Below are 14,740 nucleotides of genomic sequence, written 5' to 3'. Positions count from 1 at the left end.
CTAGGTCCGGACAGCGCGCCGGAGCGCCTGCGGGGGTTGGCCGAGCGCCCGCAGGAAGGCGCGACGCATGCGCCCGGCGTCACGGAAGCCGACGCTTTCGGCGATCTCGTCGAGCGGCGCATGGCTCGCCTCGACCGCCGCGCGGGCGATTTCGAGCCGCAGCCGCTCCACCGCCCGGGCCGGGGTCGTCCCGGTCTCGGCCGTGAAGGCGCGGGCGAAATTGCGGGGACTCATGGCGGCCTGGTCCGCCAGCCGCTCGACGGGCAGGGGTTCGGCGACATGGTCGCGCATCCAGTCGATCAGGCCGGTGAAGCGACCGGTGCGTCCGCCCAGCTCGACCAGCGCCGAGAACTGCGACTGGCCGCCAGGGCGGCGCTGGTGGACGACCAGTTGCTGGGCCACGCGGCGCGCCAGCGCCGGGCCGTGGTCATCCTCGATCAGCGCCAGGGCCAGGTCGATGCCGGCGGAGATGCCGGCCGAGGTCCAGACATCGCCGTCGCGGATGAAAATGCGCTCGGCGTCCAGCCGGACCTCGGGATAGCGCCGGGCGAAGGCGTCGGTGCTGTCCCAGTGCGTGGTGGCGCGCCTTCCGTCCAGCAATCCCGCCTCGGCCAGCAGGAAGGCCCCGGAGCAGACGCTGGCGATCCGCCGCGCCGCCGAACGCCTCAGCCAGCCGACCACCGCCAGCAGCGCCGCCATGGAGCGATCGATCTCCCCGCCCGACACGACGATGGTGTCGAAGACGCCGTCGTCCAGCGGCACGGCCGAAAGGACGAGGCCGGACGAACTTTCGACCGCTCCCCCGCCCGGCGTCACAAGCGTCAGGGCGTAACTTCCGGGCCGGAAGCGTTCCGCCAGTTCGAAAGCCGTCGTCGGACCGGCGGCGTCCAGCAGCTGGAATCCCGGAAAGATGACGACGGCGACGGCTCGGCGCATGGCAGGATTCGCCCGATTTATGTCATTTCAGCCAGAAGGCGGCGGCGCCATTCTTGAGTCAAGCCAGACAACAGGGAGGCTTGCGGGCCAGAACCTCATGAAACGGCGAATAATCCTGTGGAGCGGCGGGGCCTTCGCGTCCCTGGCCGCGCTGATCGGCGCGGGATGGCTCCTCTCCCTGCCCCCCGCGCCGGCCGCCGCGGCCTCGCCGCCGATCGCCCGGGACGAGGCCGCCGCCACCCTCGCCGCCCTGAAGCCGCCCAAGCGCGCCCGCCCCCTGGTCGCCATCATCGGCGTCAACGACGCCACCGAGACCACCGACTATCTGATGCCCTACGGCATCCTCAGCCGGGCCGATGTCGCCGACGTGGTCGCCCTCTCCACCGAGCCGGGGCCGATGACCCTCTATCCGGCCCTGACCGTCCAGCCGCAGGCGACCACGGCCGGGTTCGACGCCCGCCATCCCGACGGAGCCGACTATGTCATCGTCCCCGCCATGAGCCGCGACGACGACCCGGCCGTCCTGGCGTGGATCCGCAAACAGGCCGCCGGCGGCGCCATCATCATCGGCGTCTGCGCCGGCGCGACCGTGGTCGGCGAGGCCGGCCTGCTCGACGGCCGCCGCGCGACCACCCACTGGTATTTCCTCAAGGGCCTGCGCAGGGTGCACCCGGAGGTCCGCTATGTTCCGGACCGCCGGCTGGTGGTCGACCGGGGCGTGGCCACCACGACCGGCATCACCGCCTCCATGCCGATGATGCTGACCCTGATCGAGGCCATCGCCGGCCGCGAAAAAGCCGGGGCCGTCGCCCGCGATCTCGGCGTCGGGGCCTGGGACGCGCGCCACGACAGCAGCGCCTTCCGCTTCAGTCGCCCGTTCGCCCTGACCGTGATGGGCAACACGGCCGCCATCTGGAACCGGGAGACGCTGGGCCTGGAGCTTGCGCCGGGCGTCGACGAGGTGTCGCTGGCCCTCGTCGCCGACGCCTGGTCGCGGACCTACCGCTCGAAGGCCGAAACCTTCTCGGCCACGGCCGGACCGGTGCGAACCCGCAACGGCCTCCGCATAGTGCCGGACCGGGTCGCCGCGACCTGGGACGCCCGGCGGCGGCTTCCGGCCATCGGCGGCCGCCGGCCGGCGCGAGCGCTCGACGACGCCCTCCTGGGCATCGGGGCCCGCTACGGCGCCCCCACCGCGAGCGTGGTGGCCATGCAGCTGGAGTATCCGCGCCCGACCGCCGCGCGGTGAGCGGCTACTTCAGGACGGCCAGCAGCACAGCGACCCAGTGCACCGCCGCCGCCACCACCACATGGCCGTGCCAGATCGCCCGCCGATAGCGCATGGCCTTGTTGGCGTAGAAGATCACGCCCACCGAATACAGCAGCCCGCCGACCGCCATCAGGATCAGCGGGGCCAGCCCCAGGCTCTGCAGGATCGGCTGGATGGCGATGACCATCAGCCAGCCCAGCGCCAGATAGACGACGATCCAGAACCCCTTGCCGAGCCCCGGCAGCAGCAGCTTGGCCAGGGCGGCGAAAATCGCCGTGGCCCACACCGCCGACGTCATGCCCCAGGCCCAGGCCCCGGTCAGATGCTGGGTCGTGAAGGGCGTGTAAGAGCCGGCGATCATGAGGAAGATGCCCGCGTGGTCGAAGCGGCGAAGCAGGGGCTGGAACCGGGGCGCGGCGAAATTATAGGCCGTCGACAGGCCCAGCATGGTCAGCAGCCCGACGGCGTAGATGGCCGCCGCCGTCAGCCGTCCGACATGGCCGAATCCGATCGCCAGCCCCAGCAGCATCCCGCCGCCGACCAGGGCCAGGGCCAGGCCGGTCAGATGCACGATCAGATCCGCCAGGCGCTCCTTCCCGTCGCGGTAGTGGCTCGGCGGCTCCGGCGGCAGGGTATCGGGCACGGCTCAGCTCCCCCCGGAATCGCGGTCCAGCGCCCGCCAGCCGATGTCCGTGCGGTGGAAGCCCCCGGGCCAGTCGATCTTCTTCACCGCCGCATAGGCCCGCTCGCGCGCCTCCGCGATATCCTTGCCCCGGGCGCAGACGTTCAGCACCCGGCCGCCCGCCGCCGCCAGCTGCCGGTCGCTGCGTCGCCGCGTGCCGGCGTGGAACACCTGCACATACGGCCCGAAATCCTGCTCGGCCCCGCGGATGATCGACCCCTCCAGCGGGCTGTCGGGATAGCCGGACGCGGCCAGCACCACGCAGATCACCGTGTCCGGGCTGAACTCCGGCGCCCGCGCCCGGGTCAGGTCGCCGCGCGCGCAGGCCAGCAGCAGGGGCACGATGTCCCCGTCCAGCCGCATCATCAGCACCTGGCATTCCGGATCGCCGAAGCGGGCGTTGAACTCGACCACCTTGGGCCCGTCCTCCGTCGCCATCAGCCCGGCGTACAGCACGCCCCGATAGGGCGTGCCCTCGGCCGCCATGGCCGCGACCACCGGCTGGACGATCAGCCGGTCCGCAGCCTCGACCAGCTCCGGCGTGAACACCGGGGCCGGCGAATAGCTGCCCATGCCGCCGGTATTGGGCCCGAGGTCGCCGTCATAGGCCCGCTTGTGATCCTGGGCCCCGCCCAGCAGCATGGCCCTCTGGCCGTCGCAGACGGCGAACAGCGAGCCTTCCTCGCCGTCCATGAATTCCTCGATCACCACCCGCGCGCCGGCCGATCCGAACCGGCCGCCCAGCATCCGTTCGATCTCGGCCTCGGCGTCCCGCCGGGTGGGGCTGATCGCCACCCCCTTGCCCGCCGCCAGGCCGGCGGCCTTGATCACATAGGGCGGCTTGAACACCGTCAGGGCCTGGCGGGCCTCGTGCAGCCGCTCGTAGACGCCGAAGCCCGCGGTGGGGATTTCGTGCCGCTCCATGAAGGCCTTGGAGAAGGCCTTGGACGTCTCCAGCTGCGCCGCCTTCGCCGTCGGTCCGAAACAGGGAATGGCCGCCGCCGCCAGCCGGTCGGCCAGCCCCGCCTCCAGCGCGGTCTCGGGGCCCACCACGACCAGATCGGCCTTGATCTCGCGGGCCAGGGCGCACAGCCCGTCGGCGTCGGTGACCTTCAGCGGGCGCAGTTCGCCCAGCGTCTCCATGCCCGGATTGCCCGGCGCGATGACCAGCCGCCGCGTCAACGGCGACTGGGCGATCTTCCACGCCAGGGCGTGCTCGCGTCCGCCCGATCCCACCAGCAGGATATTCATGCTCGCGCAATGACGGCGCCGGCGAAGGCGGTCAAGTCGCGGATGCTCAACGGGCGAACACGGCGAAGATCACATAGGCCGCCGCGGCCAGCATCGGGATCGCCCCGATGACCAGCCACGGGCTCACACCGGCCCCGCCGCTGCGCCGTTCCAGCCCGCGTTCGCGCGGAGTCCGGTCCTCGGGATCGGTGTTGCGAGGGTCAGCCATAGCTGGGGCAACGGCGGCCTCCGCCCCCGGTTCCCGCTACCCGGCGACGAGAGCGGCCGTCGCTTCGGCGTCCGGCAAACGGGCCGGGCCGGCCGCCAGCAGCTTGCGGTACTCGCTCGGCGCCATGCCGTACCGCTTGCGGAAGGACCGGCTCAGGTGGGAGGCGTCCCCGAACCCCAGGCGAAGGGCGATGTTGTTGATCGACTCGGCCGGCTCGAGATCGGCCAGGGCCGTGCGCGTCCGCTCGAGACGCTGGCCCAGGATGTAGGTCTGGATTCCGCCGTCGCCCTGGAAGGCCGCGAACAGCCGGCTGCGGGACGTGCCCAGGGCGCGGCACAGCTCGGCGATGACGATTCCCCGGCCAAGACGCTGTTCGATCTCTTCCGCCGCCCTCCGGCGCAGGATGCTCTCCGCGCTGAGGCGGCTCGACGGCGGCGGCCGGCTGTCCAGCAGGGCGACGGAAAGCAGTTCCAGCAGCACCCGCCCGAGGCGATCGGCCTCCGACAGGTCAAGGCGCGGCAGCATCTCCCGCAGGTGGGCGGAATAGGCGAACAGCGCCTTCGCCGCCGCTCCGCCGATGACGAGGCCATGCAGGTCGTGGATCGGGGCGAACCAGGCCTCGGCCACGGGCCGCGGGATGACCACGCTGTACGTCCGGCTGGCGGTCGAGCCGTGCAGCGAGGGCCGGCTCAGGTCGTGGAAATGGAACATCCCCGCCGTCTGGTGGAACGGCCGCCCGTCCAGATCCCCCTGCGCCTCGCCCTCGATCATCATGTTGACGACGATCGCATCGAAGTCCGAGACCCGGATGTCCTGCCGTCGCCGTTCCCAGCGCATGCCGGTGATCTCGGTATGGACGAAGATCACCTGTCCCAGTTGGACCGACTCCCAACGCGTGTTGAAGGGTTCGCTGGGCTCGGTCCGGAAGATCGGCTCGCTGCGGGGCCAGTCCCTCTGATACCAGGTGCGGTACCGCTGTTCAGGCGGCAGGTCGTCGGTCGACCAGCGCAGGATGGGGATGGGATTGACCGGCTCCTCGGCCCGCGGCCCGCCCCCGTCGACGGATGCGCCCAATGGCGCGCCTGGTCCCGAATCCTTGAACGCCACTGATACTGCCCCCGGATCCGCCGCGGTCCCCACCGGGCGGCGCGTCCCGGTTGCATACCGGCCATCCAATTGGGCGACAAGCGTAGCCGTGGACACGCTTTGCCGACCCCTGCCCGCGCTCCGACCGATGCGGCGGACTGCCCGTCCAGGACTCAGTCTGCGAACCGGTCGGCCGCAACGGACGCCTGGCCCCGGTCGTCCAGAATGGCGACGCGGAGGGCATTGCGGTAGCGCAGGTTCACCTCGGCTCCCGGCGGTCCCTTCAGCAGGAGACGGTCGAGGCGGCCGTCCTCCCAATCCATGTCCACGGCGACCCCGCCGCGCACGCGCACGCCTTTCAGCCGGCCGGCCGGCCAGGCCCGGGGAAGCGCCGGCAGCAGGTGGACCTCCCCGCCCCAGGACTGGATCAGCATTTCCATGATGCCCGCCGCGCCGCCGAAATTGCCGTCGATCTGGAAGGGCGGATGGGCGTCGAACATGTTGGGATAGGTGCGTTGCGGGCCGGTCAGTCCGTTCAGCACGGCATGGGCGCGCTCGCCGTCGCCCATCCGCGCCCACAGGCACAGCCGCCAGGCCGTGCCCCAGCCGGTGGCGTAGTCGCCGCGCGTGTCGAGGCTGACCCTGGCCGCCTCGATCAGTTCGGGCGTGTCCCGCACATTGATCTGGCTGGCCGGATAGACGCCGTACAGATGCGAGACGTGGCGGTGGTCCTGCTCGGGCGCGGCGGCGTCCCAGTCCTCCAGCCATTCCTGCAGCTGGCCGCTCTTGCCGATCCGGTCCGGCGCGATGCGGGTCCGGGCGGCGTCGAGGCCGGCGGCGAAGTCGGCGTCACGATTCAGGGCCGCGGCGGCCTGGCCGGTGCGTTCGAACAGATCGCGGACGATCTGGCGGTCCATGGCGGGCCCCACGCACAGGGACGATCCGAACGGATGCTGGTTCTCGGGCGAGAGGGACGGCGAGGTGACCAGGCCGCGACCGCCCGGATCCTCGACCAGGGTGTCGAGAAAGAACAGGCTGGCCCCCTTCATCAGCGGATACAGCCGCTCCAGCACCGCCGGGTCGCGCCCGTAGTCCCAGTGATCCCACAGGGTGTTGCACAGCCAGGCGCCGCCGCACGGCCACAGGCCCCACATCGGGCCGTCGATCGGAGCGGCGGCGCGCCACAGGTCGGTGTTATGGTGCGTCACCCAGCCCCGCGCGCCGTACATGGTCCGGGCGGTGCGGGCGCCGGTGATCGACAGCTCCTCGACCATCTTCAGCAGAGGCTCGACGCAAGCCCCCAGCCCGGCCGGATCGGCGGGCCAGTAGTTCATCTCGGTGTTGATGTTGATCGTGTATTTGCCGCCCCACGGCGGATTGACCCCTTCGTTCCAGATGCCCTGCAGGTTGGCGGGCTGGGAGCCTGGGCGCGAGGACGCGATCAGCAGATAGCGGGCGAAATCGAAGTAGAGGGCGGCCAGCGCCGGGTCCTGGCCGTTTCCGGAGGCGGCGATGCGCTGGTCGGTCGGCCGGGCGGCGGCGGCCGATCCGCCGAGATCCAGCGACACCGGCTCGAACAGCGCGCGGTAGTCGACGACGTGACGGCGACGAAGCTCGGCGTACGGCTTTTCAGCGGCGGCGGCGCCGGTTGCGCGGACCAGGGCGACCGGATCGCCGGAGACGTCGTCGAAGCGGCGATAGCTGGTGGCCATGCTGATCAGCACCGTGGCGGATCGCGCGCCGCGCAGTCGCAGGGCGGCGTCGGTCGCCTCGACCGCCCCGTCCGACAGAACCTCGATCCGGACCGCAAAAGTCAGGGCCGGCGGCGTGTCCTGTCCGCCGACGTTGACGCCGGTGACGAGCCAGGCCGACGGCCCGTCGGCGGTGATCCGGAAGCCGTCCGGAAGGTCGCCGGCCGCCTCGACGGCCAGCCAGTCGGTCTCGCGGGACCCGGCGAGCGGCGTCGCCGAGCCATGATAATCGGGACTGGTGTGCTGGACCCGGCGCGGCGCGCGCCAGGCGAAATCGCAATCCAGCCGGCCGCCCCCGGCTTCCAGCCGCAGGACCACCACCTGATCCGCCGCCGAGGCGAAGGCCTCGCGCCGGACGTCGGTCCCGGCGACGCTGAACGCGCTGGTGCAGATCGCCTCCTCCAGGTTCAATTCGCGTTCGTAGCGGGTCGGAGCGGCCGCGCCGGGAAAGGTCACGAACACGTCGCCCAGCGTGCCGTAGGACATCTGCCGCAGCGGCCTGGCCATCATCTTCTCGCTGGCCAGTTCGGTGGCCTCGGCGAACCGGCTCTCGTTCAGCAGGCGGCGGACCTCGGGCAGGGCGGCCAGCGCCTCGGGGTTGTCGGGCGTGTAGGGACCGCCGGCCCACAGGGTATCCTCGTTCAGCTGCAACCGTTCCTGGGCGACGCCGCCGAACACCATGGCGCCCATCCGGCCGTTGCCGATCGGCAGGGCCTCGTCCCAGATGGCGGCGGGCTGACGATACCAGAGGCGTCGGGCTGGTTTCCCGGCTTGCGCCGCGTTTGTGGTCGACGGCGACAGGGACAAACCCGCGGCGCCCGCAAGAACGAATCGTCGCGTGATGTCGAACAGGCCCATCGCGTCTCTCCCTTGACGGTAGCGCTAACATTTTTCGCGGCGCTGTCGCCAGCCGCGCTCGCGGGATGTCGGCGATCCGCCCCTCGCCGCAACGGCCCATTCCCGCCGCCCGCCTCCCCCGCTAGTCTCCCCCGATGAGCGACGACTCCTACGTCTTCGAGGGACCGGCCGACGAGCCGCCGGCGCCCGCGCGGGACAACAATCCGCCCCAGACGGTCTCGGAGCTGTCCTTCGCTCTCAAGCGCACGCTCGAGGACCGGTTCGGCCACGTCCGGCTGCGCGGCGAGATATCCAAGGTCAATCACCACGCCTCGGGCCACGTCTATCTGACTCTCAAGGACGACAAGGCCGCCATCGACGGCGTGATCTGGAAGGGCTCGGTCCGCGGCCTCGGCGTCCGGCCCGAGTCGGGGCTGGAGGTGATCGTCACCGGCAAGATCACCTCCTACCCGGCCCGCTCCTCCTACCAGATCGTCATCGAGACCATGGAGGCCGCCGGGGCCGGGGCCCTGCTGGCCCAGCTGGAGCGGCTGAAGGCGAAACTGGCCGGCGAGGGTCTGTTCGAGGCCGGGCGCAAGAAGCCGATCCCGGCCTTCCCGTCGGTCGTCGGCGTCGTCACCAGCCCCACCGGCGCCGTGATCCGCGACATCCTGCACCGCATCGCCGAGCGCTGGCCGTGCCGCGTCATCGTCTGGCCGGTGGTGGTCCAGGGCGACGCCGCCTGCGGCCAGGTCTCCAACGCCATCCGCGGCTTCGACGCCATGACCCCCGGCGGCGCCATCCCCCGCCCCGACGTCCTGATCGTCGCCCGCGGCGGGGGCTCGGTCGAGGACCTGTGGTGCTTCAACGACGAGGGTCTGGCCCGGGCGGTGGCCGCCGCCTCGATCCCGATCATCTCGGCCGTGGGGCACGAGACCGACACCACCCTGATCGACTTCGTCTCGGACCGCCGCGCCCCGACCCCGACCGGCGCGGCCGAGATCGCCACCCCCGTGCTGGCCGACCTGGCCTATGCCGTCGCCGACCTCGACCGCCGCCTGACCCGGGCCGGGGGCCGCATCCTCGAGGACCGCCGCACCCGGCTGCGCGCCGCCGCCCGCGGCCTGCCGGCCCGGCCCGAGGATCTGCTGGCCCTGCCGCAGCAGCGCCTCGACCACGCCGGCAGCCGGCTGGCCTCGGGCCTGACCCGCAATCTGGCGGTTCACGAGCGTGGGCTGATCACCGTCGCCGGCCGCCTCTCCCCCGCCCTGCTGGACCGCGCCATGGAGCGCCGGCGCGACCGGCTGGCCGCCGCGGCCGGCCGGTTCATTCCGGTCCTGCCCCGCCGCCTCGAGCGTGACGAGGCGCGGCTGGCGGCCCTCTCCCGCGCCCTGGCTGGTCTCAATCCGAAGACGCCCAAGCCGGGCTTCGCCCGCGTCGAGGACGAGGACGGCGCCATGATCGCCGCCGCCGCCGCCCTGCGCGAGGGCCAGGCCGTGCGGCTGGTCTTCGCCGACGGATCGCGGGGGGCCCGGATCGACGGCGACGGAGCCGCGCCGGCCCGCCCGCGTCCGCCGTCCGCGACGCCGCGCGCCAAGGCCCCGCCGCCCGGCCAGGGCGACCTCTTCTGAACGGCGAAATCCGTGGCGCCGGGCCCACGGTCACGCTAGCCTGCCGACATGGCCAGGACCCCGACCGATCAGGCGACGCTGCACTATGGCGACGGCGAATACGCCGTGCTCAAGCCGGGGCGCGCCGTCACCTGCGCCGTCAGCGGCAAGGTCATTCCCCTGGAAGTCCTGCGCTACTGGTCGGTCAGCCTGCAGGAAGCCTACGCCGGGCCGGATGAAGCCTTCCAGCGACTGGGCCAGGTCCCGTGATCCCGAGCCGTCGGGGCGTCCTGATCGGATCCGGCGCCCTGCTCGCCGCCGGTCGAACCTCGGCCCAGGCGCCGGAGGACCTCGCCCTGACCGGCCGTTTCGTCCAGGGCGGCCACGCCATCGGCCGGACCTGGCCGCGCGCCCTGGTCTTCGTCGACGGCGAATCCCTGACCGCCGCCTCGGCCGACGGCGTCTTCGTCGTCGGCTTCGACCGCGACGCGGCCGGCAGCGTCCAGATCGAGGCCCGCCTCGGCGCCCGATCGGCCAGCCGCACCCTCGACATCGCCCCCGGCCGGTTTCCAAGCACCAGCGTCAGCGGCCTGCCGCCCTCAACGGTGGAGCCGTCCGATCCCGAACTGCTGGCCCGTATCCAGCGCGAGATCGCGCTCAAGGCCGAGGGGTTCGCCAGCCGTCTCGACGCCGACCATTTCCGCGACGGCTTCGACTGGCCGCTCGAAGGCTTTCGCGTCACCAGCCGCTGGGGCGCGCAGCGGGTTCTCAACGGCACGCCGGCGCGGCCCCACTACGGCATCGACCTGGCCGCTCCACACGGGACGGTGGTGCGCGCGCCCGCCGCCGGCCGGGTGACCCTGGCCCGGCCGGCGCTACATTTCGAGGGCGGCCTGGTCCTGATCGACCACGGCCAGGGATTGATCACCGCCTGTCTGCACCAGTCCCGGCTGGACGTCGCCGTCGGTCAGGACCTGATGCGCGGCGACCCGATCGGCCGCGTCGGCATGACCGGCCGCGCCACCGGCCCCCACCTGTGCTGGCGGATGAAATGGCGGGACCGCAACCTCGACCCCTCTCTCATGGTGAAAACCTGAGCGTGCGTAACCGGTTACCTCAGTGAGTGAACATTGATCGGTCATGGACCGGTAATGATTCGCCCTCTAAATTGATGATCCCTTCGCCGATTCCGGCACGGCGTCCGTCCCATGTCTTCTCTCCAGTCACTCCAGGTTCTGCTGGTCGATGATAACCAGCACATGCGGGCGATCACCTCCGCCGTGCTGCAGTCGGCCGGCGTCCGCAAGGTGCGCGAGGCTGCGGACGGCGCCGCCGCCCTCCAGATGCTGCGCGAGCACGCGGTCGATCTGGCCATCGTCGACTTCAACATGTTCCCGCTGGACGGGGTCGAGTTCACCCGCCTGGTCCGCAACAGCCCCGACAGCACCAATCCCTATCTGCCGATCATCATGATGACCGGCCATTCCGAAAAGAGCCGGGTCTATGAGGCGCGCGACGCCGGGGTGACCGAGTTCGTGGTCAAGCCGATCACCGCCAAGGCCATCCTCGACCGCATCCAGGCGGTCATCTTCCATCCCCGCCCGTTCGTGAAGACCGAGGGCTATTTCGGGCCCGACCGCCGCCGCACCACCGCCTCCAACTATCGCGGCCCCCTGCGCCGGGCGTCGGATCAGGCCCGGGACGAATCGCGCGACGGCTCCAGCGCGGCGTAGACCCGGTCCGGCCACCGCTTGTGGACCCAGAACCAGTCGACCGGGCTCTCGCGCACCCGGTCCTCGATGAAGCTGGTGATCGCCTGCACCCCGCGCGCGATGTCCGCCTGCCGGTCGCCGGTCTTCGCCAGTTCGATCGGCTCATAGACGGTCAGCCGGAACCGCACCCCCGGCAGCCGCACCACCGACATCGGCTGCAGCACCGCGCCGAAGCGCAGCGCCAGCCGGCTCGGCCCCGGCGCCGCATTCACCGGCTGGCCGAAGAAGGTCACCTCGGGCCCCTCCGAGAATTTCTGGTCGTTCATCAGGGCCACGGACTCGCCCCGCGCCATCCCGGCCAGCAGCTCCCGCGCCCCGTCCCCGCCCTTGGGCGCGAACAGCTTCACCCCGTACCGCGCCCGCGCCGCGATGATCTGGGCGTCGACATAGGGGTTGTTGGCCGCGCGATAGGTGATCTGGCACGGCACGCCCGAACCGGTGATGGTCGCCGCCAGCGTCTCGATATTGGCGAAATGCCCGCCGACGAAGACCACCGGCCTGCCCGAGTCCCGAATGGCGTGCAGCCGCTCCAGCCCGACCACCTCGATCCGGTTCTGCCTGACCAGGATGTCCATCACCGCCGTCTCGGCGAACGACCGCCCCGTCTGCTCCCACTGCGCCAGGGCCAGGGCCTCGCGTTCGTCCTCGGGCATGTCCGGAAAGGCGATGCGCAGGTTGCGCAGCACGGTGCGCTGGGTGCCCGTCCTCGGCCCCAGCGTCCGCAGCAGCCAGCCGCCCAGCGCCGAGGCCCGCTCCACGCCGAGCAGCCGCATCAGCCCGATGAAGCCGGCGAAGCCGATGGCCTGCACGCGCCAGGCGAGGTCCTGGCGGAATCCTGTCGCGCTACCGCCCGTCGGGCTATTTGAGCGCGCGTCGCTGAGGCCCTCACCAGGCAATGGTGATCCCGCCGTCCACCACCAGCGTCTGGCCGGTCATGTAGCTGGACGCCGGCGCCGCCAGATAGACCGCCGCCCCCGCGATCTCGTCCGGCTGGCCGATCCGCTTCAGCGGCGCGGGGTCCGTGACCTGCTTCAGCAGGTCCGGGTTCTCCCACAGATATTTGGCGAAGTCGGTCTGCACCAGGCCGGGCGCGATGCAGTTGACCCGCACGTTCGACGGCCCCCACTCCACGGCGAGATTGCGCGCCAGCTGCATGTCCGCCGCCTTGGAGATGTTGTAGGCGCCGATCAGGGCGTTGCCCCGCAGGCCCCCGATCGACGAGACGATGATCACCGATCCGTCCTTCCGCTCCAGCATCTGCGGCGCGACCATCTGGATCAGCCAGTGGTTGGACACCACATTGTTCTGCAGGATCTTGCCGAACTGCTCGTCATTGATCCCCGCCATCGGCCCCGCATAGGGATTGGTCGCCGCGTTGCAGACCAGGATGTCGATCCGGCCGAAGGCGGCGTTGGTCTCGTCCACCAGCCGCTGCAGCTCCTCCTTCGAGGCGATGTTGGCCGGAATGGCGATGGCCCGGCCCTCGCCGTGCCTCGCATTGATCGCCTGGGCCACCTCGTCGCACGGCCCGGCCTTGCGCGAGCTGATCACCACCCGCGCCCCGTGCTCGGCCATCCGTTCGGCGATGGCCTTGCCGATGCCGCGCGAGGAGCCGGTGATGACGGCGACCTTGCCGCTCAGATCGAACAATTCCATCGTTAACCTCGAAGAGTGGGGAGAATTCGTGCGGAAGCCTAGGCGATCTGCTCTGATACCCCGATACTCGGGCGATTCCATCCGGGAAGACGGACCATCCGTTTCCAATGCGCGCACTCACCCAGGGCTTTCTGTTCTTCGGCTATCTGTTCCTGGCCCTGACGGTCGGCGCCTTCGTGTGGCGCGCCGGCCTCGGCGCCGGGGCCGGAGCGGCGGGGGCGATCGCCACCCTCGGCCTGATGGTCGCCGTCCACGCCGGCGTCGCCGGCCGCGCCGACAAGGCCGCCCTGCGCCGCGAGATCGAACAGGTCCGCGAGGCCCACCGCCTGCTCGCCGACGCCATGGAGTCGACCCAGGGCGCCCTGACCGAACTGGCCCAGGCCATCGAGTCGGGCGCCGTGACCTCCAACGAGGCCCTCTCGGGCGAGGTCCGCATGCTGGAGACCCTGATCCAGCAGATGAGCGAGTCGATCGACCAGCGCGTCTCCCAGCCGGCCCCGACCAACACCTACGAGGCCCGGCACCGCGAGCAGTCCAACGTCCTGCTGCAGACCATCCACGAGGCCCTGGCCGAGAACCGCGTCGACCTCTACCTCCAGCCGGTCGTCTCCCTGCCCCAGCGCCGGACCATCTTCTACGAGAGCTTCACCCGCCTGCGCGCCGCCGACGACCGCATCATGATGCCGGCCGAATATCTCTCGGTCGCCGAGGGCGAGGGCCTGGTCCCGGCCATCGACAACCTGCTGCTGTTCCGCTGCGCCCAGATCGTCCGCCGCCTGGCGCGGCAGGACCGCAAGGTCGGGGTCTTCTGCAACGTCGCCCTCTCGTCGCTCGGCGACGAGACCTTCTTCCCCCAGTTCCTCGACTTTCTCAGCGAGAACCGCGACCTCAACCAGGCCCTGATCTTCGAACTGGGGCAGGCCAATTTCGACGCCCGCGGCGCGGTCGAGGCCCGCAACATGGCCAAGCTGGCCGACCTCGGCTTCCGTTTCTCGATCGACAAGGTCCAGACCCTGGACCTCGACTTCGCCGACCTGCAGCGGTCCGACGTCAAGTTCATGAAGGTGGCGGCCGACCTGCTGATCGAACAGCTGCTCGACCTCGACGGCGCCTCGGCCCTGCCGTCGCTGCGCGACATCTCCGCCGCCGACTTCGCCGGCCTGACCCGCCGCTACGGCATCGAGCTGATCGCCGAGAAATGCGAGAGCGAGCGCCAGATCGTCGACATCCTCGAGCTCGACATCGCCATGGGCCAGGGCCACCTGTTCGGCGAACCCCGCGCCATCAAGGAAGCCGTCCTCGCCGAGACCGACCCCCCGGCGGACTTCATCCGCTCGACGCTGCGCAGCGCGGATCAGCGGCGGCGGTTCGGGTAGGGGCCGAACGCCAGGCGCCGGAGAGCGTCGAGCTGATCGGGATCGCGACGGACCCTTGGCCTATAGCGGCGTTTGCACCAGATCAGGGGCACAGGCGGCCATGGAGGCCACGACCTGGTCCCCCCACTGCGCAAGGGGTCCGGCGTTCGCCTGCATCGTCACGGCTGCCCGCGCGCCGTCCGCCTGTGTTCCCGACGTCGACAGCGTGTACCTGACCCCGTCGGCGTGGACGCGCGTCGGACGCTGCCCGGGCGAACCGGCGGCGTCCGGAGTTGTGAAAATCCCGGGGCTCACCGTAACTGGGG

14 protein-coding genes are annotated in these 14,740 nt (G+C 71.1%); 6 read left to right on the top strand and 8 right to left on the bottom strand.

The window, feature by feature from the left end:
- A complete protein-coding gene (locus Q8Q71_RS08920) occupies positions 1–936 on the bottom strand; it encodes a GlxA family transcriptional regulator (RefSeq protein WP_305759234.1) in 936 nt (311 codons plus the stop codon).
- A 97-nt stretch (positions 937–1,033) separates the two neighbouring features.
- On the opposite strand from Q8Q71_RS08920, the gene Q8Q71_RS08915 reads away from it, so the two are divergent.
- Entirely contained in the window at positions 1,034–2,185 is a 1,152-nt protein-coding gene (locus tag Q8Q71_RS08915; RefSeq protein WP_305759233.1) for a DJ-1/PfpI family protein, read from the top strand.
- A 4-nt stretch (positions 2,186–2,189) separates the two neighbouring features.
- Here Q8Q71_RS08915 and Q8Q71_RS08910 read toward each other — a convergent pair whose 3' ends face one another.
- The 5 genes from Q8Q71_RS08910 to Q8Q71_RS08890 all read right to left on the bottom strand — a co-directional run bounded on the left by Q8Q71_RS08910 (position 2,190) and on the right by Q8Q71_RS08890 (position 8,042).
- Complete coding sequence (locus tag Q8Q71_RS08910; RefSeq protein ID WP_305759232.1) at positions 2,190–2,849, bottom strand: hemolysin III family protein; 660 nt, start codon at positions 2,847–2,849, stop codon at positions 2,190–2,192.
- Positions 2,850–2,852: 3 nt separating this feature from the next.
- Positions 2,853–4,139, bottom strand: a complete 1,287-nt coding sequence (purD, locus tag Q8Q71_RS08905; protein ID WP_305759231.1) for a phosphoribosylamine--glycine ligase — start codon at positions 4,137–4,139, stop codon at positions 2,853–2,855.
- Positions 4,140–4,185: 46 nt separating this feature from the next.
- Positions 4,186–4,347 (bottom strand): hypothetical protein, encoded by a 162-nt coding sequence (locus tag Q8Q71_RS08900; protein WP_305759230.1) that lies wholly within the window; start codon positions 4,345–4,347, stop codon positions 4,186–4,188.
- A 36-nt stretch (positions 4,348–4,383) separates the two neighbouring features.
- Complete coding sequence (locus Q8Q71_RS08895; protein WP_305759229.1) at positions 4,384–5,421, bottom strand: AraC family transcriptional regulator; 1,038 nt, start codon at positions 5,419–5,421, stop codon at positions 4,384–4,386.
- A 185-nt stretch (positions 5,422–5,606) separates the two neighbouring features.
- Positions 5,607–8,042 carry a glycoside hydrolase family 95 protein gene (locus Q8Q71_RS08890; RefSeq protein WP_305759228.1) on the bottom strand — a complete coding sequence of 812 codons (2,436 nt, stop codon included), beginning with the start codon at positions 8,040–8,042 and terminating at the stop codon, positions 5,607–5,609.
- A gap of 134 nt (positions 8,043–8,176) precedes the next feature.
- Between Q8Q71_RS08890 and xseA the strand changes: the two genes are divergently transcribed.
- From xseA to Q8Q71_RS08870, 4 genes are all read left to right on the top strand, one after another.
- Positions 8,177–9,652 carry an exodeoxyribonuclease VII large subunit gene (xseA, locus tag Q8Q71_RS08885; RefSeq protein WP_305759227.1) on the top strand — a complete coding sequence of 492 codons (1,476 nt, stop codon included), beginning with the start codon at positions 8,177–8,179 and terminating at the stop codon, positions 9,650–9,652.
- Positions 9,653–9,700: 48 nt separating this feature from the next.
- A complete protein-coding gene (locus Q8Q71_RS08880) occupies positions 9,701–9,901 on the top strand; it encodes a DUF2093 domain-containing protein (RefSeq protein WP_305759226.1) in 201 nt (66 codons plus the stop codon).
- Positions 9,898–10,728, top strand: a complete 831-nt coding sequence (locus tag Q8Q71_RS08875) for a M23 family metallopeptidase (protein ID WP_305759225.1) — start codon at positions 9,898–9,900, stop codon at positions 10,726–10,728. Before Q8Q71_RS08880 ends, Q8Q71_RS08875 begins: the two co-directional genes overlap by 4 nt.
- Before the next feature lie 111 nt (positions 10,729–10,839).
- Entirely contained in the window at positions 10,840–11,364 is a 525-nt protein-coding gene (locus tag Q8Q71_RS08870; RefSeq protein WP_305759224.1) for a response regulator, read from the top strand.
- On the opposite strand, the gene Q8Q71_RS08865 is transcribed toward Q8Q71_RS08870, so the two are convergent.
- The gene (locus tag Q8Q71_RS08865; RefSeq protein ID WP_371315944.1) at positions 11,322–12,212 is read right to left on the bottom strand and encodes a lysophospholipid acyltransferase family protein; all 891 of its coding nucleotides are present in this window, start codon (positions 12,210–12,212) and stop codon (positions 11,322–11,324) included. The two genes, Q8Q71_RS08870 and Q8Q71_RS08865, sit on opposite strands and share 43 nt — an antisense overlap.
- Positions 12,213–12,288: 76 nt before the next feature.
- On the bottom strand, positions 12,289–13,059 hold the full coding sequence (locus Q8Q71_RS08860; protein ID WP_305759223.1) for an SDR family NAD(P)-dependent oxidoreductase: 771 nt from the start codon (positions 13,057–13,059) through the stop codon (positions 12,289–12,291).
- A 107-nt stretch (positions 13,060–13,166) separates the two neighbouring features.
- Here Q8Q71_RS08860 and Q8Q71_RS08855 point away from each other — a divergent pair, with 107 nt between their 5' ends.
- The gene (locus tag Q8Q71_RS08855; RefSeq protein ID WP_305759222.1) at positions 13,167–14,435 is read left to right on the top strand and encodes an EAL domain-containing protein; all 1,269 of its coding nucleotides are present in this window, start codon (positions 13,167–13,169) and stop codon (positions 14,433–14,435) included.
- Positions 14,436–14,740: the final 305 nt, after the last annotated feature.

Source organism: Brevundimonas sp., from assembly GCF_030704825.1.
Taxonomy (GTDB): Bacteria; Pseudomonadota; Alphaproteobacteria; order Caulobacterales; family Caulobacteraceae; genus Brevundimonas.
This window is presented reverse-complemented; position numbering and strand designations above follow the sequence as displayed.

What these genes read in the sequence shown, in the direction of transcription:
- Q8Q71_RS08920 (WP_305759234.1), bottom strand. Translation starts at nt 936, where the DNA reads ATGCGCCGAGCCGTCGCCGTCGTCATCTTTCCGGGATTCCAGCTGCTG.
- Q8Q71_RS08915 (WP_305759233.1), top strand. Translation starts at nt 1,034, where the DNA reads ATGAAACGGCGAATAATCCTGTGGAGCGGCGGGGCCTTCGCGTCCCTG.
- purD (WP_305759231.1), bottom strand. Translation starts at nt 4,139, where the DNA reads ATGAATATCCTGCTGGTGGGATCGGGCGGACGCGAGCACGCCCTGGCG.
- Q8Q71_RS08900 (WP_305759230.1), bottom strand. Translation starts at nt 4,347, where the DNA reads ATGGCTGACCCTCGCAACACCGATCCCGAGGACCGGACTCCGCGCGAA.
- Q8Q71_RS08890 (WP_305759228.1), bottom strand. Translation starts at nt 8,042, where the DNA reads ATGGGCCTGTTCGACATCACGCGACGATTCGTTCTTGCGGGCGCCGCG.
- xseA (WP_305759227.1), top strand. Translation starts at nt 8,177, where the DNA reads ATGAGCGACGACTCCTACGTCTTCGAGGGACCGGCCGACGAGCCGCCG.
- Q8Q71_RS08880 (WP_305759226.1), top strand. Translation starts at nt 9,701, where the DNA reads ATGGCCAGGACCCCGACCGATCAGGCGACGCTGCACTATGGCGACGGC.
- Q8Q71_RS08870 (WP_305759224.1), top strand. Translation starts at nt 10,840, where the DNA reads ATGTCTTCTCTCCAGTCACTCCAGGTTCTGCTGGTCGATGATAACCAG.
- Q8Q71_RS08860 (WP_305759223.1), bottom strand. Translation starts at nt 13,059, where the DNA reads ATGGAATTGTTCGATCTGAGCGGCAAGGTCGCCGTCATCACCGGCTCC.
- Q8Q71_RS08855 (WP_305759222.1), top strand. Translation starts at nt 13,167, where the DNA reads ATGCGCGCACTCACCCAGGGCTTTCTGTTCTTCGGCTATCTGTTCCTG.